Source organism: Streptomyces sp. NPDC003027 (assembly GCF_053591435.1).
On sequence record NZ_JBSFTU010000015.1, the window covers coordinates 1 to 17,684 of the forward strand.

9 protein-coding genes and 4 pseudogenes are annotated in these 17,684 nt (G+C 66.9%); 11 read left to right on the forward strand and 2 right to left on the reverse strand.

Annotated features, from left to right (window positions below):
• The 9 genes and pseudogenes from ACWDX6_RS13375 to ACWDX6_RS13415 all read left to right on the forward strand — a co-directional run.
• Nucleotides 1-114, forward strand: a pseudogene (locus tag ACWDX6_RS13375) (IS5/IS1182 family transposase); the annotation flags it as partial.
• 38 nt (nt 115-152) lie between these two features.
• Nucleotides 153-1,028: a phosphotransferase family protein gene (locus tag ACWDX6_RS13380; protein WP_451485163.1), complete on the forward strand. Its 876-nt coding sequence runs from the start codon at nt 153-155 to the stop codon at nt 1,026-1,028.
• Between the two features lie 633 nt (nt 1,029-1,661).
• On the forward strand, nt 1,662-2,111 hold the full coding sequence (locus ACWDX6_RS13385; RefSeq protein ID WP_451485062.1) for a hypothetical protein: 450 nt from the start codon (nt 1,662-1,664) through the stop codon (nt 2,109-2,111).
• Between the two features lie 446 nt (nt 2,112-2,557).
• On the forward strand, nt 2,558-3,043 hold the full coding sequence (locus ACWDX6_RS13390) for a tyrosine-type recombinase/integrase (protein ID WP_451485063.1): 486 nt from the start codon (nt 2,558-2,560) through the stop codon (nt 3,041-3,043).
• A gap of 959 nt (nt 3,044-4,002) precedes the next feature.
• The gene (locus ACWDX6_RS13395; RefSeq protein ID WP_451485064.1) at nt 4,003-5,544 is read left to right on the forward strand and encodes an NB-ARC domain-containing protein; all 1,542 of its coding nucleotides are present in this window, start codon (nt 4,003-4,005) and stop codon (nt 5,542-5,544) included.
• Entirely contained in the window at nt 5,541-8,255 is a 2,715-nt protein-coding gene (locus ACWDX6_RS13400; protein ID WP_451485065.1) for a hypothetical protein, read from the forward strand. Before ACWDX6_RS13395 ends, ACWDX6_RS13400 begins: the two co-directional genes overlap by 4 nt.
• Before the next feature lie 137 nt (nt 8,256-8,392).
• Nucleotides 8,393-9,079: pseudogene (locus ACWDX6_RS13405) on the forward strand (amidohydrolase); the annotation flags it as partial.
• Nucleotides 9,080-9,316: 237 nt separating this feature from the next.
• The gene (locus ACWDX6_RS13410; protein WP_451485066.1) at nt 9,317-10,147 is read left to right on the forward strand and encodes a glycoside hydrolase domain-containing protein; all 831 of its coding nucleotides are present in this window, start codon (nt 9,317-9,319) and stop codon (nt 10,145-10,147) included.
• Between the two features lie 377 nt (nt 10,148-10,524).
• A pseudogene (locus tag ACWDX6_RS13415) lies at nt 10,525-10,686 on the forward strand (pirin); the annotation flags it as partial.
• An 88-nt stretch (nt 10,687-10,774) separates the two neighbouring features.
• On the opposite strand, the gene ACWDX6_RS13420 reads toward ACWDX6_RS13415, so the two are convergent.
• Together ACWDX6_RS13420 and ACWDX6_RS13425 are read right to left on the reverse strand one after the other, a co-directional pair.
• Nucleotides 10,775-12,166, reverse strand: a complete 1,392-nt coding sequence (locus ACWDX6_RS13420) for a cellulase family glycosylhydrolase (protein ID WP_451485067.1) — start codon at nt 12,164-12,166, stop codon at nt 10,775-10,777.
• Nucleotides 12,167-12,231: 65 nt separating this feature from the next.
• Nucleotides 12,232-14,466 (reverse strand): annotated as a pseudogene (locus ACWDX6_RS13425) (glycoside hydrolase family 9 protein); the annotation flags it as partial.
• A gap of 346 nt (nt 14,467-14,812) precedes the next feature.
• On the opposite strand from ACWDX6_RS13425, the gene ACWDX6_RS13430 reads away from it, so the two are divergent.
• Entirely contained in the window at nt 14,813-15,835 is a 1,023-nt protein-coding gene (locus tag ACWDX6_RS13430; protein ID WP_451485068.1) for a LacI family DNA-binding transcriptional regulator, read from the forward strand.
• A gap of 488 nt (nt 15,836-16,323) precedes the next feature.
• Nucleotides 16,324-17,436, forward strand: a complete 1,113-nt coding sequence (locus ACWDX6_RS13435; RefSeq protein ID WP_451485069.1) for a lytic polysaccharide monooxygenase auxiliary activity family 9 protein — start codon at nt 16,324-16,326, stop codon at nt 17,434-17,436.
• The last annotated feature ends 248 nt before the right edge of the window (nt 17,437-17,684 follow it).

Consider the following 17,684-nt stretch of genomic DNA (forward strand, 5'->3'; position numbering starts at 1 on the left):
TTCGCCCGCATGAAGACCTGGAAGATCCTCCGCGACTGCCGCCTGAAAGGCGACGGAGTGCACCATGCCGTGCTCGGCATCGCCCGGATGCACAACCTCGCCCTCGCTGGATAGATCAGCGGCTCGTACGGCGGCAAGCCCTGCCCAGGGCGATCCGGAGATCATTTACGGGACAACCCTTAGAGCGGGCCTGCGCGAAGGCCGGCCTCGACAGCCGTGACGCGCGCCTCCTGCGCGGTCACACCAACGCGGTTCTCCTCCTGGAGAAAGAGCAGGTGGTGGCCAAGATCGCTCGGAAGGGAACCGATATCGAGAGCGTTCAGCGCACCGTCACGTTCGTACGCTGGCTCCTCGAAGCAGGCTTTCCCACCGTCCCTCTCCACCCTTGCGATCAGCCTCTGATCGTCGACGGGCATGCTGTCACATTCTGGACCTACCTGCCACAACCGGAGCACCCGGTGACAGCCGGGCAACTGGCCGGACCCCTCAAGGCACTCCACGCGCTGCCCGCACCCTCAATCGCCCTTGCCGAACACGACAACATCCGAGCGATCCGCCGCTCATTGACCGCTATCACGTGCCTTTCCGCCGCAGCCCTCCGATACATGGAGGATGAGGCGGACCGACTGGAAGAGGCACTGAACGACGTCCAGTTCTCTCTCGCCCCCGGACTGATACAGGGCGACCCTCAGCATCGAAACGCGCTGCACACCACTGACGGATCCGCGGTGCTGTGCGACTGGGACACCGTCGCCCAGGGGCAACCGGAATGGGACCTCGTCACGGTCGAAGTCCACTGCCGTCGGTTCGGCTACGGCCAAGCCCACTATCAAGCGTTCGCGGACGCCTACGGGTGGGACGTCACGAGATGTGAGGGCTACTCGGTCCTCCGGGATATTCGCGAATTGCGCATGATCACTACCAACGCGCGGAAAGTCCGACATGCTCCCGAGTCTTTGGGTGAGATCCAGTGGCGGGTCGAAGGGCTTCGATCGCGGGACAAGCAGCTCACCTGGAGCATCCTCTAGTTCTTCGCCCGGGCGCATGGATCCTGCCGTCCGGGTTGGCGTCGGGCCGGCTGCGGCGCCCAGAGATGCAGGGAGCCGGTTTGCACCCTTGACGTCTCACCCTCCCGCAGCGGAAGTCAGCGCAAAAGTTAGCCAGCAGCTTGCTGAGGGAGGGGACCATGGCCCTAAAGTTCGTCGGAGAGGACCCGGACTCACCGAACGGCGGCTCGCCGACCGTGCGGGTCGAAGGCGGGACAGCCGAGGTCGTCATCCAAGGCTGGCTGCCTGATCCGCAGATGATGGCAAAGACCGAGGACCGCCCCTGTCGGCACAGCACCGGAAGGAGGCGGTCGTCAGCGAGTCCACCGTCCGCCGTTGGCCTGCGCCGGATCTGCCATGAGGCATCCCGTGACCACCTCCTTCACACCAAGCCCCGTCGTCATCGCCACCCGTTCCTCGACCATGGCCAGGCTCAGACCGCACACGTTGCCGCGTTGCTTCGGCAGCCCCCTGGGTTGGCCGTGCACGTCGCCCGGATCGTCACCACAGCTGACAGGCACAAGGGCCCGCTCGATAGCGTCGGCGGGAAGCAGGGTGGGTACGGGAGCTTGTTTCGGCGCTCGGCGCTTGCGTGTCGGACCGGAGAGCGGCTGGATGCCCTCGTCGTCTCGTACGCCGGGCTTCAGCGTCTCGGTCGAGAGGGGGGCTGAGGAAGTCCCGGCGTCGGCCAGCCTCCTGTCGGCGGCCGGAGCTGGCTTTGTCGTGGTGGAGCATCGCACCGTTGACCGAGTGGCCGCACGTCTCCTTCGCGCTGTCAGCGACCCCCGAGCGGAGAGGCTCCTGCTGGTCGAGCGAGGAGTGCTCGGTGGACTGGGTGGAGACTGCCATACCGCCTGTTCGGTTCACGCTGCCTTCGACGCGGGCGACCGCGTGAAGGTAGCTGCGGCGGTCTTCTCCGCGGACGGGCAGTCCGTGATCAAGACGCGCGCCGTGTCCATCACGGGGGACGACGACCAGCGAACCGTAGAACGGGTGGTCGCAGCGCTCGATCGCGAAGGCGCCGGAGACCTCCTCAGGAGGGATGGTTCGGCCGAGAGAAAATAGACGGCGGCTCGAGATCGCTCACGGCAGACAGGAATCCGACGGAAAGATCTGGAACATCGCGCGAAGGCATGCCAACCTACACATCCTCTGAGCCGCTCCCGCCGGGTAATCGCTCGAAATCCCCTGGAGGCGCTTCCTGTCCCGTCCACTGCTCCGATCCTCTGCTACCCGACCTCTCTGCTTCCGGGCTGGGGCGCTGAATGCTGTAAAGCGTCGCTACAGGGCGACTTCGGTAGCGTCTCGACCGTCTGTGCCTGTGCGTATGTGAGGCCGGCCTCTTCATTGAGGCTACGGAGCAGCGGAACTTGCTCTCCGGGTAGCGGATTCTCGTGCGTGTCGGAGACCAGTTACGAGGTGGCGCACGCACTCAGCTGCTCAAACATGTGCGGACGAGATTGGCCCTGAACGTCTGGCCGCAAGAGGCTTCGTGATCTCCCGAGAGCTCGGTGATACCAGTTCAGCGACTGACGTGGGTGCCCGGCTCGGGGCGCAATATAGACGACGATTCCCGGTTTCAGACGACTGGAGACTATGCACCGCTAAAGCACCGTAAGAAGGGGCAGTATCGGGATGTTCCGCTTGCTGGTAGGACCAAGGCGACCGATGATTTCGTGGAGAAATACGGAGTTGTAGATGGGTATCTACTCAGGAACCCGAAGGATCCTTCGGGGGCCTTCTCTTTGCGCGTCTTGCAGAACCGGTGGCGAAGAATAAAGGTCGACGAAAAGGTGAAGATCCCGGAAGGGATGACCCTCTACGGATTTCGGCACTTCTTCGCCTCCAACTGCCTGTCCCAGGGGATACCCATTACCGACGTGGCTGAGTGGATGGGGCACAAGAGCATCGAGGTTACTTTCAAGACCTACAGGCATCTGATGCCTGAGTCCATTGGAACGGCAGCCAAGATCTTGGATGCCGGGCTGGCGGCGTAGTTTGGCACCGGGCCAGCTGCTGGTGATCGGCGCCGATCCTACGCGGGGTCCCACGTCGTGCGAGGAAAACGTCGTCCCCGCGGTCGGCCAGGAGAAGTGCGAACACCCCGGTGCCGCAGCCGATGTCCAGAACTTGGCGCGCCCCGAACTCTTCCGCCATCCGGAGGTAGACATCGAGATCGCCGCGGTCGGGTCTGCCGTATAGGTGTCGTGAGATCCTGGCCGGCCCCCTGGACGACATGGTGTGGGGTGAGATCACCAAGCTCCTCGATGAACGTCTCCACCTTCGTGAAGTAGTCATCAAGGACTGGGCTGGTGTTGCTCCCGGAGAAGCATGCGAGCTCGGTGCGCGCCTCGCGGCTCTCAGCGCACGAATCACACGCAGGCGGCATGTGAGGAAGAACAAGCTCATAGCGCTCGCCGGAGCTGTCACTGGGGAAGAGGGCGTCGACAACTTGATCAAGGGCGAGCTCGCGGCTGCTGGGACCGGCTTGCCGATTCGCTTCGTCAGCGCGGAGCTCCTTGGGTATCGATAAGCTCCAGCGGGCGAACCGCTCCCACAGGACCCATCTGGGATTCCACTCCCAGAATGACACGGTTCTCTTGTGCCTGATCTCCTCTGCGCTACCCCTCTCGAATGAGTGAGTTCACGTCACGCGCACGCCCTTGGGCAGACGGTTGAGGCCCTTGGCGCGCCCACTGCCGACCATCACATCGTTCACGGTCAACGTGCACGAGTCGCGGGGCCTTCGACTGAGGAGTAGACCGGATATATGAGCGATGCGGTGTGGCTGCCGCGCAAGCGAGCCCGTCTGCCCAGCCGAGTTCGGTCCGCAGTCACGCTTTACCTCTCGTCATGATCCCACCTGCCGAGAGGAAGGGTTCGAGGGGGAGCTGACGGGGGGCACTGGAGGAAAACCGTGGAACCACTAACCTTTCTGGGGGGTATGGCTGGGCGGTTGGCCGGACAACTGTTCGGCCCCAAGGTGAAGCGGCTGCTACTGGGGCCGCCAGAGGCGAAAGAGTTGGAAAGGATCACGCGTCAGGTCTTGCCGGAGGTGCTCTCTGCGCACATATCGGTGCAGCGCAAACCCTCCGGCGACGACTCCCGAGCCCAACCGTTGACCGACTTGCAGTTGGTTGCTCATCACCTCGAGACGGTGCTGGGTCGTCTGTTCGCCGATGCCTCGGTTGCCGAGGCCGTGCTTACGGCGGCACTGGAGCGCAAGGAAGTTCCCCTGCCAGCACTGAGGGACGCTGTCGACGCCGCAGGTATCGAGCCGGACACCCTCGGGATTGACCTTAAGGCGTTCTTCAAGGACTTTGTGCGAAGATTCCGCACGGAGGTACGAGCCGCTGCCGCTCAAGCCGACAACCCACTCTTCCGCATGGTCGTCATGAGTGACCTGGGCCAGGCACCTGCCCGGCAGTCCAGAGTGGTCGGGCTGGCGCCACCCCCGCCTCGCATGGTTGTCGGACGCGACGCGGATGTGGACCGCGTGCGGTCCCAGTTGATGGCTTCAGCCGGGAACGACGCTGCCACTCTCCAGGTGGTCACCGCAGTGCGTGGTTGGCCGGGCGTCGGCAAGACGACCCTGGCCGCCCAACTCGTCCACGACCGCCCTCTTGCGGCGACATTCACACACGGGGTGCTGTGGGCCCGCCTCGGCTCGGCCGACCGGGTCCGTTCCGAACTTGCGAAGTGGGCCCGAGAGGTGGACGAAGAGCCAGATCCTGTATGGCCGATCGAGCGGCTGTCCGCTCGATTGGGCGCCGTGCTGCGGGACCGGCGCATGCTGCTAGTCGTCGACGACGTAGTCGAGCCGCGGGACGCTGTACCGTTCCTAGTCGGTGGCCCGCAGTGTGCGACCGTGATCACGACACGCCGCCGGGACGTAGCCGACATGCTGGCCTCCGCCCCAGACCAGGTGCACTGGCTCGACGTACTGACCACCAACGACTCGGTGGAGCTCCTGTACCGACTGGCTCCAGGAGTCGCCGGCGAGCACCCTGCCGCACTGCGGGCTCTCGCCGAACGTCTGGAAGGGCTCCCACTCGCCCTGCAAGTGGCAGGCAAGCTGCTGCACAGCGAGTTCGAGCTCGGCCTGCCCGTCGACGACCTGGCCGAGAGCCTGGGTCAGGACGCTCGGCTGCTTTCCGAAAGGGTTCCGCCGCACCTGGCCGGGCTGGTCGAGGAGAGCAGCCCCACTGTCGCGGCCGTCTTCTCACGCAGCGTGGCCACCCTCGACGCCGTGACACGCGCACGATTTGCGTACCTGGGGGCCTTTGCCCCCAAACCCGCGACCTTCACGATCGATGCCGCAACTGAGGTGTGGGATGCGATTCCGCCCACTGGTGAGCTCGCCGCACCGGCAGGCTCCACCCAGGACACCCTGCGTGTGTTGATCAACCGGGGACTTCTTGAGTCGGCTGGCGGAGGAACGTACCAGATGCACGGTTTGCTGGCCCTATATGCCGATTACCTACTGGACACCCTGTGACAGGCGGACACCGGGACAACAGCCGCCGGGCGCTGGCGCGGACCGCCTGCCAGCAGCTGACCCGGCTGATCGCCGACGTTGACCCGAATGAATCAGGCGAGCTGCCCGCTCGCCTTTCGGGCAAAGCCGCCTCGGCCGTGGATAACCTGTGGCCCCAGCTCCTCAGAGCCCACGAGTGGCTGAAGGAAAGGACTGACGATGAGGAGGCGGCGTACTTCAGTGTCCGGCTCAGTCTGGGGCGGGAGGCCCTGGAGTCGCGAACGCGCAATTCGCTGGATACTCATCTTCGCTGGCTACAGACCGGACTTTCCGCAGCGTACCAGACGGGCGACCATAGCAATGCGGCCAAGATTACTAGTTCGATCGCCGAAACACTCAATGCTCGCGGCGACCACACTCTGGCCGTGGAGTACTTCGAGCGCGCGCTGCGGTACTCGCAAGGAGACAGTCTCACATGCGCCCAGGACTTCGACGGGCTGGCATATGCTCTGGCCCGGCTGGGATGGGCGAAGGAAGCCCAGGCATTGTTCACCGCCGCCTTGCGACTTTTCAGGGACATCGGTCATTCCCATGGAGAAATCGTCACCCTGATCAACCTTGCCGAGGCCAACGTCCTATGGGGCGATGGCCAAGCGGCACTCTCGTGCCTGAGGTCGTCCGTGCCTGTAGCAGGCTACACACCAGAGTCGAAGAGAATCTTGCTGGACGCCCTCTGCTTGCAGGGCGAGGTAGGGCGCGCACTGGACTTGGCCACGAGGTTCGAGTCAAGAGCCGCGCCTCAGACGGCGCAGGTCCAGGCGGAAGCGCTGCTTCTACGTTCTCGGGTCAGGTTGGAGGGAGGGGATACAGCAGCTGCCGCCCAGGATTTGAGAAGAGCACGTCCCCTAGCGGAACACGGTGGAGATCTGATTCTCCTGCAAGATGTTCTAGCCCTTCTGGGGCGCGTGGAGAGTGCCCTGGGCAACCACAAGAGGGCAATGCGCCTCCTGAGTCTTCGCTCGCAGCAGGCAGCGCAGTTGGGGACCAGACATAGATGGGAGTCGCTCCACGATTTGGGAGAAGCAGCTGCGGCTGCCGATGACACCAAAGCTGCCGTCGAGTACCACCAGAAAGCACTGGATCTCGCCGAGAGCGACGTCAGGTTCGTAACAGCATATGGACTCACCCGCCTGGCGGTCCAGTTCCAGTTGCCCGAGGGCTTCGCGGAAGATCCCGAAGCCTCCGCGGCAATGGGCTATCTGATCAGCGATCGGCGCTCCGTCAGCCAGTCTCTCGCCGCCCTAGCGGATTTGACAGCCCGCCGGGGAAAAGATGATGCCTGGGACACCTTTGAAGAGGCCCATCGCGCTGCGTCGGAGGATGCCTTCCAACGTGAACGGGTACTCGACCGCGCCGGCCAGGCCGCTTATGACAAAGGCGACTACGAGCGCGCTTTCTCCTACCAGGAGCGGCGGGCTGCCAGCATCCGTGACCGGGGACTGCTGCATGCCCTGGCCCATGCCGTCGGGGCGTGCGCCGACGCCTGCCTAGCCCTTGAGCGCAACGAACAGGCGATGAGGCTGTATGAGGAGGTCGTACGGCTAGACCGCGAAATCGGCGATTATTCCGACGAAGTACACGCCACGCACAACATCGGTGTGTGTCTAAGTCGGCTCGGCGAGATGGACCAGGCTCTCGAACACATGCGTTACGCAGGTGGCCTCGCTGCCTGCTGTGGTTACCGAAGGGGCAGGCTAATCGTTCTGATTTCATTTACTACCATGACCGCCGATGCCTACGAGGCGCTCTCGGCTCGCGCCCTGGCGCAAGCCCTGGCCGCGGAGCTAGGTGAGCGAGAGCTTGGCGAACGGCTTCGCACGCTGCTCCCTGTGGACCTTTCCGATCGCGCCCTGGCGGAAGCCCTGGCCGCGGAGCTAGGTGAGCGAGAGCTTGGCGAACGGCTCCGCACGCTGCTCCCTATGGACTCTTCCGAGGAACAGAGGACTCGGGCGGCCGAACTTGGCGGACGGTGCAACAGGGAAGCTCTAGCGATGGCTCGCGGAGGGCAAACGGAACCTGCCCTCCACAAGCTGACGGAGGCCCTCCGCTGGACCGCACTGTGCCCCGGGGAACACCGTCAGATGTGCACCATCCTGATGAACCTCGGCAACGTGGCCCTCCAGTACGACGACGACACCACCGCTTCAGCCTCATTCATGGACGCGGAGGCGCAAGCCACGCTGCTCGGCGACCCCTCCGTTCTGGACGACTCCCAGTGGGAACTCGCCAACGTTCTGGGAACCAGACTCGGCAATCCCAAGGCGGCCGTGGAGGTCCTGCTCCGCCTGTATGAGCGCTACTCGGCTGGTGAACCGCCTCCGTTGCGCGCGCTCACCTCACTCATCCACTTCGAAATACAGCTGCCGGGTTGGGTAGACGAAGACGCCGTGAGGGAGCACCTGTACGAAGCTTTGAACATCTGCCGCTCACAGGGCGAATATGCGGTAGAAATCGACCTCCTCTCACACTGGTCCGACCTGCTGGAACAGGATGACCGGTACGCAGAAGCGGTCGACGCCCACCGCAGAGCCCTCTTCCTGGCCGAACGTCATGCCCCCGAGCGTGTCGATACGGTCAGGGAAGCCCTGGAGCGGCTCAGAGCACGCTATGCGCAACATGACCAGCAGGACAAAAGCGACCTGCTGTCCAGCGAGGACAGCCGCCACGGCTGAGGGCCCGACACATTCAAGGCCCCGGACCAGTTGCTGCGCCGGACCCAGGCGACCGGCGGACCCGGCCCGCTCAACGGCACCGACGCCTGGAGCTCGGTCGTCGGAAACGTCCGTCTGGAGACGACCGACGGCCCGCCGGTCTGAGCTTCGTGGAGCCGGCGGCTCTCAGGCGGTACGTCACCGCGCTGGACGCCGCCGACTTCCAGGTGCACTTCCACGCCTTGGGAGACCGGGCAGTCCGTGATGCGCTCGACGCCATCGCCGCCGCCCGCGGCGCCAACGGTTGGCGTGACACCCGGCCGAATCTGGCCCATCTCCAGGTCGTCCACCCCGACGACATCTGCCGTTTCGCTGCCCTGGGCACCACAGCAAACATGCAACCGCTGTGGGCGGCGCGCGAACCGCAGATGGACGAGCTGACCATCCCGTTCCTCGGCCCCGAGCGGGCGGCCTGGCAGTACCCCTTCGGCGGACTGCTGCGCTCCGGCGCCACTCTGGCGGCGGGCAGCTACTGGCCTGTCTCCAGCCCCGACCCGATGGAGGGCATTCACGTCGCCGTCAACCGCTCGCTGCCGCAGTCATCGGCTGAGCCATTCCTGCCCGGCCAGGCCCTCGACCTGGCCTCCGCGCTGGCCGCCTACACGGCTGGCACTGCCTATGTGAACCACCTCGACGACACTGGCAGCCTGCGTCCGGGGAACCGCGCGGATCTTGTCGTGCTGGACCGTGACCCGTTCACCGTTCGGCCGGAGGAGATCGCAGGCGTCCGCGTGAAGCTCACCTATGTCGACGGGCGCAGAGTGTACGCGGCGCACGACGCCTGACGACGCCCCGGGCGGACCCGCCACCAGGTCGTCTGCAACGCAGAGGCCAGTTGGAGGCTACCTGCGGCACGTCGGTCCGGCACGCGTTGCTGCTGACCGAGGGCTGCATGAACTTCCTCGGCTGACTCATCTGCCAAGAGCCTGGAGGGCCCTGACCCGTCGCTGTGATTCGGTCGTATCTGGATAGGCTAGGCGGGCTCCGGAGGACCGGAGCCCGATCATGTATGGGGTGGGGAAATGTCGAAGCACCGGCTGTCCAGAAGAGGCCGCTACATAGCCATGGCGACGACCGGTGTCGTCGTCGTGGCCGGTGCCGGGGTCGCGGCGCAGACCTCGATGGCCGCTCCGGCGTGGCCGGCGCAGAAGACCTACACGGGCCGGGCGTTCGACGCCTGCACGGCACCCTCGCTCACCGCGATGAAGGCCTGGAAGAACGACGCCTACTACGGCGGCGTCGCGGTCTACGTCGGTGGCAGGAACCGTGGCTGCGCCCAGCCCAACCTGACGAAATCCTGGGTGAAGTCGGTCGACACGCTCGGCTGGCGGGTCATCCCCCTCTACGTCGGCGCGCAGCCGCCCTGCCAGAAGAGCCGGAACAAGGAGAGGTTTACCGCGGCCACCGCGGCCTCGGTCGGAGTGAGCAACGCCAACGACGCGATCGCCAAGGCCTCGGCGCTCGGCATGAAGACCGGCAGCCCGATCTACCTCAACATGGAGTCGTACGACATCGCCGACAAGGCGTGCAACGACGCCACTTTGACCTACGTGCGCTCCTTCACCAAGACCCTGCGTGCCAAGACCTACCGCGCCGGCCTCTACGGCTTCAGCAGCTCCAGCGCCAAGGCCGTCGCCACCGCCAAGGACCGCACGAACCTGCCGGGCAACCTCTGGTACGCCCTGTGGAACGGCCAGGAGACCACCACCAAGGACTGGCCCTGGGACCCGAAGCTGTACACCGACCACAGCCGCGGCCACCAGTACAAGGCCAACAGCAAGGAGACGCGCGGCGGCCACACCATCACCGTCGACCGCAACGCCTGGGACGCCCCGGTCGCCATCATCGGCTGACCCGTCCTGAGCAGGAAGCCGTGGACGGTGCCGTATGTGTCTGCGTACGACTCGATGGTGGTCCCGTACTTCGCCACGCGCTCGGCCTTCCGCTTGATGGCCTGGGGGCTCGGTGCCGCAGCGATGTGGGCCGGAGAACCCAGACTCCTCCATTTGCTTCCCGGTCGCGTTCCGGTACCGGATCTTGTAGAGGTGAGGGCACTTCGCCCGCCCGGGATGGGCCGTGCTCGCAGTCCTTCGCGTACGTGCCCATGCCGTGGGCTAGGGACTTGGTCACCAGGACGGGCGACTCCTTCGAGACCAATGCTGACGGTTTGCTGACCGCCGGTGGTTCGAAACGTCCCTGACCTGCACTGATGTCTGGTGGTCGCGGTAAGTGGTGGAACTTCGTCGGCCGCACGGACGAGGAGATCCGCCAGGCCCGCGAGGACTGGATGACCACCACCCGCTTCGGCGAGGTCGAGGGCTACGACGGCGCCCCGCTACCCGCACCCGAGGTCCCGGCGACCCAGCTGAAGGCGCGAGGGAGGGTGCGCTGACCTGCTGTTCTGCTCCGCCGTGGCCGTTGGGAAGCCGACTCGCCAAGAGGCGGGACGGGGCTCCGGGGTAGCCGGAGCCCCGTCGGGGTCAGCTGGTGGGGAAGTTGTCGGTGCTGCTGATCCGGCTCTTGATCAATGCTCCCGACTCCGTCAGCACGGCGCTGCTGCTGTAGTCGCTGCCGTTGCAGGTGCCGGGGCGCAGTGCGGCGCTGGACTCGGGCGCGTCGGAGTAGGTCCAGTTCGCGTAGCCGATCTTCAGCTGGTCGAGCAGGTCCAGCCAGGCCGTGGTGCTCGCCCGGTCCATCGTTCCACCGCCCGTGGCGCTCACCGTTCCGAACTCGCTGACGAAGAGCGGCAGTCGCGAAGCCGCCCGGCTCAGCGTGGCGCGGTAGTTGTCCTTGTGGCTCGCGGCGTAGAAGTGGAACGCGTACATGATGTTGGTGGCGTTGACGGGGTTGTTGATGACCTCGCTCTCGTCGGAGCCGTCCGAGACGCCCAGCGAGGACCAGCCGCGGGTGCCGACGATGACGACAGCGTCCGGGTCGGCGGCCCGGATCACCGGGATGACCTGCTCGGCGTAGTTCTTGATGGACGTCCAGCCCACGCCGTTCGGCTCGTTGGCGATCTCGTAGATCACGTTCTTCTTGGCGGCGTTGCGGGCCGCGACCGAAGCGAAGAACGTCTTCGCCCGGTCGAGGTTGTAGTTCGGGTCGCCCGGCGTCAGGGTGTGGAAGTCGATCATCGCGTACATGCCCCGAGCCTCGGCCATGTCGACGAGGCTGTTCACACGGTTGGTGAAGCCGGCCGGGTCGGTCTCGTAACCGCTCTCCTGGACGTACATGGCGATACGCAGCAGGTCCGACTTCCAGTCCTTCGCAAGCGCGTCGACGGACGCGGTGTTGTAGCACTTGCTGAACCACTGGATGCCGTGCGTGCTCATGCCCCGCAGCTGGATGGGGCGGTTGTACTGGTTGCACAGGTGGACGCCGCAGACGCGGAGCTGACCGTTGACGTCCGCCGGGGTTCCGGTGCCCGGGCCGGGCGTGGGCCCCCCGCCTCCCGGCGGGGGCTCTTCGACGTTGCCCGTGCAGGCGACGCCGTTGAGCGTGAACGCCGTCGGCTTCGGGTTGGCGCCCGTGAAGGAGCCCACGAATCCCAGGTCGGTCGACGCGCCGGTGCCCAGCGCGCGGTTCCACTCGACGTTGGTGGCGGTGACCGTCGAACCGGACTGCGCCCAGGTGGCGTTCCAGCCCTGGACGACCTTCTGGCCGGCGTCGGGCACGGCGAACCTGAGTGTCCACCCGCTGACCGGGTCTCCCAGGTTGGTGATCTTCACTCCGCCCTGGAAGCCGCCCTGCCACTGGCTGGTGACGGTGTAGTCGACCCTGCAGCCGGCCGCGGCCGCCGCCGGGGAGTTCGACAGGGCCATCAGTCCGAGCGCTGTCGCGCTGGTCGCGATCAAGGCCAAGAGGCGTTTCATCGTGTTCCTCCTTGTGCGGGTCGGAAGGCGCCGTCGGGAGCGCTCTCGTAGGCGGCCGATGCGCTCTGGTCGGCCACGAAGGAGGCCATCCAGGTCAGGGCGGAGTTCCAGTTGATGGTGAGCTCGTTGGTCGACCAGGACTGGATGTCGTCGATGAAGCAGAACTGCCCGGTGCAGCCCTGCAGTCTGCTCTGGGCGAGCGGGTCCTGGATGCTCGAGTTCGGACCGCCGGAGAGCGAGCCGGCGGGCGGCTTGGGCAGCTCCGGGTCGAGCTGGCGGGCGTACCAGCGGCTGTGTTGGTTCTGCGCGCTGACCTCGCCGTAGTCCGTGACGTACGAGATGTTCAGGGCGTTGCGGCCCAGGATGTAGTCCATGCTCTGGACGGCCCCGTCGCGGTACTTCGCGTCGTCCGTGAGGTCGTAGGCGGTGGCCAGGACGACGGCGTTGTTGAGGATCTGGTGGGTGGATCCCCAGTCGTACCTGTGGCCCTCCGGGGCGTACGGCATCCCGTAGGGATGGGCCTTCAGGGTGACCAGGTAGCGGTCGGCTCCTTCGCGTACGGACTGGAGGACCTCGTCGCGGCCGGGCAGCCGGTTCGGGACCGTGGCCAGGTCGAGGCGGGCGGGCACGGCCGTACGCGCCCAGTCGAAGCTGATCGGCCCGAAGATGTCGGCCGTGTGGACCGGGGAGGTCAGGATGTGGTCCCGGAACTCCCGACCGCCCATGGTCAGATACAGCTCGGTGGCCGCCCAGTAGAACTCGTCGCTGACGTCACGGTCGGCGTAGGCACCGCCGCCGATGCCGTCGCTCTCGGAGGCCAGCAGGTCGGGGTGGGTGAGGGCCGCGGCCCATGCCTTGCGGGCGGCGGCGAGCGAGGTGGCGGCGAACCGGGGGTCGTACGCCTTGTAGAGGCGGGCCGCCTGGGCGGCGGTCGCCGCGAGGTTCAGGGTGGCCGCGGTGGTCGGGGGGTGCAGGGCGCGCTTCTGCGGGTCGTCGGAGGGCAGCAGGGGCAGGCCGGTCCACTGCTCGTCGTGGATCTTGTGGTGGACCATGCCGGCGAGCGGCTCGCCGTCCGGCACCTGCATCTTGAGCAGGAACTCCAGCTCCCAGCGGGCCTCGTCGAGGATGTCCGGGATCTTGTTCCCGCTCTCCGGGATGTTCAGGCTCCCGTCGCCCAGCTTCTCCGCGTGCCCGGTGCGGGCGAGGCGGGCACGCTCGTAGGTGCTGAGTAGCTGCCAGACGGAGATACCACCGTTGACGACGTACTTGCCGTGGTCGCCGGCGTCGTACCAGCCGCCGGTGACGTCGAGCGTGTAGTCGCACACGCCGGGCTGGCAGGGCACGTTCCCGTCGCCCTGGTTGGGGGCCACGTCGACGTGACCGGCCTCGCGGCCGTAGCCGGGCCGCAGGTCGTCGCGGATCGCCACCCCGCTGCGCTGGGTGTAGTAGAACTTCGCGGCGTCCAGGCGGAGCTTCTCGTAGGTGGCGGTGCCGATATCGAAGGGCCGACTGGTCTCGCCGTCGGCGACCAGAGTGAGGCCCGACCCGGCCCTGCCGTAGTCGCCGAAGTCGATCGTGTGGACGTTCTGCCCGGAGGAGGGGTCCACCCCGCGCGGCACGGTCCGGCCGCTCGCGACGACGGCGCCGGACGCGTTCTTCAGCGTCCAGGGCAGCCGCTCGGTCGCTTCGGTGACGAGAGTGGCGTTCTTCGGGCCCCGAGGCAGGTAGGCGACCTGGTTGACCCGGACCCGGGGGCCGGTGTCCGGCCTGTACTCCTCCGGTGGCACCCCGCCGAGCAGGGACACGTCGTCGAGGCAGAAGCGCCAGGGCGCGTCGGCGCCACCGAGCTGGAAGGCGACCTGGCCCTGCGGCGTGTCGACGGGTGAGGTGAACGTGTAGGTGTACGTGTTGCCGGAGACGCTCACCTGCGGGGTGACCTCGTAGTGCGCGTCGTACGGCGCCACTTGGAGTCCCACGACGGCGCGGACGGAGTTGCCCTCCGGCGCGCCGGTCGCACTGAAGCGGAACCGGTACGACTCTCCCTTGACGAGCGTGAGGTCGTTCTGTCCGACGGCGGCGTCCCAGCGGTTCGCCGTGCCCCCCGGCACGTCGGCGCAGAGTCTGCCGTCGGCCGGTCCGACGGTGATGTTGTTCGTCCACCACGAGTCGGTGCCGCTGTCGAAGGTGCCGTTCCTGACCTGCTCGACCTCGTCCGCCTCCGCGGGGTCGGCGGGGATCGCGGTGAGGCCCGCCGCGAGCAGAGCTGTCAGGGACAGCAGGGCGGTTCTGCGTTTGTTCACGTCTCGGCTCCTCACAGGAGACAGGGAGTGACCCAGGAATGGGAGCGCTCCCATCGGGCGGGGTCATACTGGTGGCCGGAGTGCCGAGCCGTCAACGTCCAGGACGGGACCCGTTGCATGAGGAAGTTCGAGCAACTCCTCTTGTCGGCGCGTTCTTTGGGTTTCCCTGGGGGCTTCGCGCGCGGGGTTCCCGCTGCCGACGAGGACCGGTCCCGCTCGGCCGCCCTTTCGCGACCCGGCCGCGGAGGCGTACCGGCTGACTGCGGAGACGTGTCGCCCGCCTGCGGAGACGTATCGGCCGAGCGCTCGACGGGCCGTAAGATCGGGGGCTCTTGGGGGTGTCAATATGCTGAAACGCGGTTCGGGCACACCGACGTTGGAGGAAGTGGCCGCCCTCGCGGGAGTGGGGCGAGGCACGGTCTCCCGAGTGATCAACAAAGCGTCAGGTGTCAGGGAGTCCACCCGTCGTGCCGTGCAGCGTGCCATCGACGAACTGGGCTACGTGCCCAACCTGGCGGCGCGCTCCCTGGCCGGGCGACCCGCCGGAGCCGTCGCGCTGGTGATGACGAAGTCGGACTGGCGCCTGTTCGGAGAGCCGTTCTTCTCGGAGGTCGTGCGAGCGGTCGGGGACGCCCTGTCCGAGGCGGGCCTGCAATTGCTGCTCACCCTCGTCCGCACGGACGACGAGCGGCGACGCCTCGTGGAGTACGTGCGCGGAGGCCGGGTCGACGGAGTACTGCTGATGTCGGTGCGGGCCGGTGACGTCCTGCCCGACATGCTCGCCGACGCGGGGCTCCCCACGGTGCTGCTGGGCAGGCGCTCGGGTGATGAGCGGGTGACGTACGTGGACACGGACAACGTCGGCGGCGCGCGCGCCGCGGTCGGCCACCTGGCCGGCGGCGGGCGGAAGGCCATCGCCACGATCACCGGACCGCCCGACATGTACGTCGCCCAGTGCAGACTGCGGGGCTATCGGGAGGCGCTGGCTGATGCCGGGCTCCGCGAGCTGCCGTCCCTGGTGGCGGAGGGCGATTTCACCGAGGCCAGCGGGCGGCTGGCGATGGCCGAGCTCATCGAGCGGCACCCCGAGGTCGACGCCGTCTTCGCCGCGTCCGACAGCATGGCCGCCGGTGCGCTGACCGCCCTGCTCGCGGCGGGACGGAGGGTGCCGGAGGACGTGGCGGTGGTCGGCTTCGACGACTTCGAGCTGGCCGAGCAGACGGAGCCCCCGCTGACCACTGTCCGTCAGCCGATGGAGGAGATCGGGCGGACCATGGTTCGGCTGCTGCTGGAGGAGATGGAGGAGCCGGAGGTGGCCTGGCGTCATGTGATCCTGCGGACCCGGCTGATGGTGCGCGGATCGGCCTGAGGGGGTCTGGAGCGGGCCCGGGAACCGGCCTGGTAAAGGGGCCTTTGGGCAGCCTCGCCCGGGTCGGACGACCGGACGCCCCTACCTCCGGTCGAACGGTGCGACGGCGCGCAGGTGCTGCCCCCCCCCGGCGTCAGGGGGCGGGGTGGGGCGGGAGGAGAGGTTTCGGGAGCGCTCCCAGATCGCCTCGCCTCCGACGGAGGCGCGATCGTCCTTCGCTGTGGCCTCTGACCTCCCTCTTTGAATTTCTCCTTCGACGCGTTCGATACCGACGGGTTGTCAGGGGCGCTGCGGCTCTCCTACAGTCCCTCCGACACGAGTATGGGAGCGCTCCCAAATCTGGGGGATGGGGGGCACTCTCGATTTCTTGATCGCTCGGTCCGGTCACGTCGCCCCGGGCGCCGGCCCCCGTCCCCATGACCGGAAAGCGAGCCGCAAGGAGGGAAGCAAGAGCCCGAACCACCCCCACACAGGCACAGGAGACATCCATGGTCCAACGCAAGAAGCGACTGCTCTCGCTGGCGGCGGTCTTCGCGACCCTGCTGGGCGGAATCGGTCTGGCCCTACTGGGGCAAGGCAGCGCCCAGGCGCACGGCGTCACGATGATGCCCGGATCGCGCACCTACCTCTGTTACCTCGACGGCAAGACCAGCACCGGCTCGATGGATCCGACCAACCCGGCCTGCCGGGCCGCGCTCAACGATAGCGGCGCCTCGTCGCTCTACAACTGGTTCGCCGTGCTCGACTCCAACGCGGGCGGCCGTGGCCCCGGCTACGTACCGGACGGAAAGCTGTGCAGCGCCGGCGACCGGTCGCCGTACAACTTCACCGGATACAACGCCGCCCGCGCGGACTGGCCCCGAACGCACCTGACATCCGGGAAGGCGATCCAGGTCAAGCACAGCAACTGGGCCGCGCACCCGGGATCCTTCCGGGTCTACCTTTCCAAGCCGGGATACTCGCCGGCCACCGAACTGGGATGGGACGACCTGGAGTTGATTCAGACCGTCACCAACCCGCCGCAGACGGGCTCTCCCGGCACGGACGGTGGCCACTACTACTGGAACCTGAACCTGCCGTCGGGCCGCTCGGGCGACGCGGTGATGTTCATCCAGTGGGTGCGCTCGGACAGCCAGGAGAACTTCTTCTCCTGCTCCGACATCGTCTTCGACGGCGGCAACGGCGAGGTCACCGGCATCCGCGGCTCGGGCGGCACGCCGCCCCCGACTCCCACCCCGACCCCGACCCCTACTCCCACTCCGACCTCGACTCCCAGCCCGACCGATCCGCACACCGGGTGCATGGCCGTCTACAACGTGACCAACGCCTGGAGCGGTGGCTTCCAGGGCTCCGTCGAGGTGATGAACCACGCCGCGACGGCACGTGACGGCTGGGCCGTGAGGTGGAAGCCGGGAGCCGGCACGAAGGTCAACAGCGTCTGGAACGGAGCTCTGACCACCGGATCCGACGGCACGCTCACCGTCGCGAACCTCGACTACAACCGGACCATCCCGCCGGACGGCAGCGTCACGTTCGGCTTCACGGCGACCTCGACCGGCAACGACTTCCCGGTCGGCTCCATCGGCTGCGTCACCCCGTAGCCGCTGAGTGAGGGAGTGCCGCTTCCCGCCGCGCGCGGGAGGCGGCGCCGCAACGCGCTGACCCCACCCAAGCCCTGGCCGACCTCCTCACGATCAAGGAACACAGTCGCAACCCGTGGGCGGACATCTGCCTGACCTTCGTCGGCGACGGGCGCTCCAACGTGGCAACTCGCTCCGCATCGCAGGGGCGTTGCTCGGTATGACGGTCCGCGTCGTCGCTCCGACGTCGATGAGCGGTCCGGCGGACG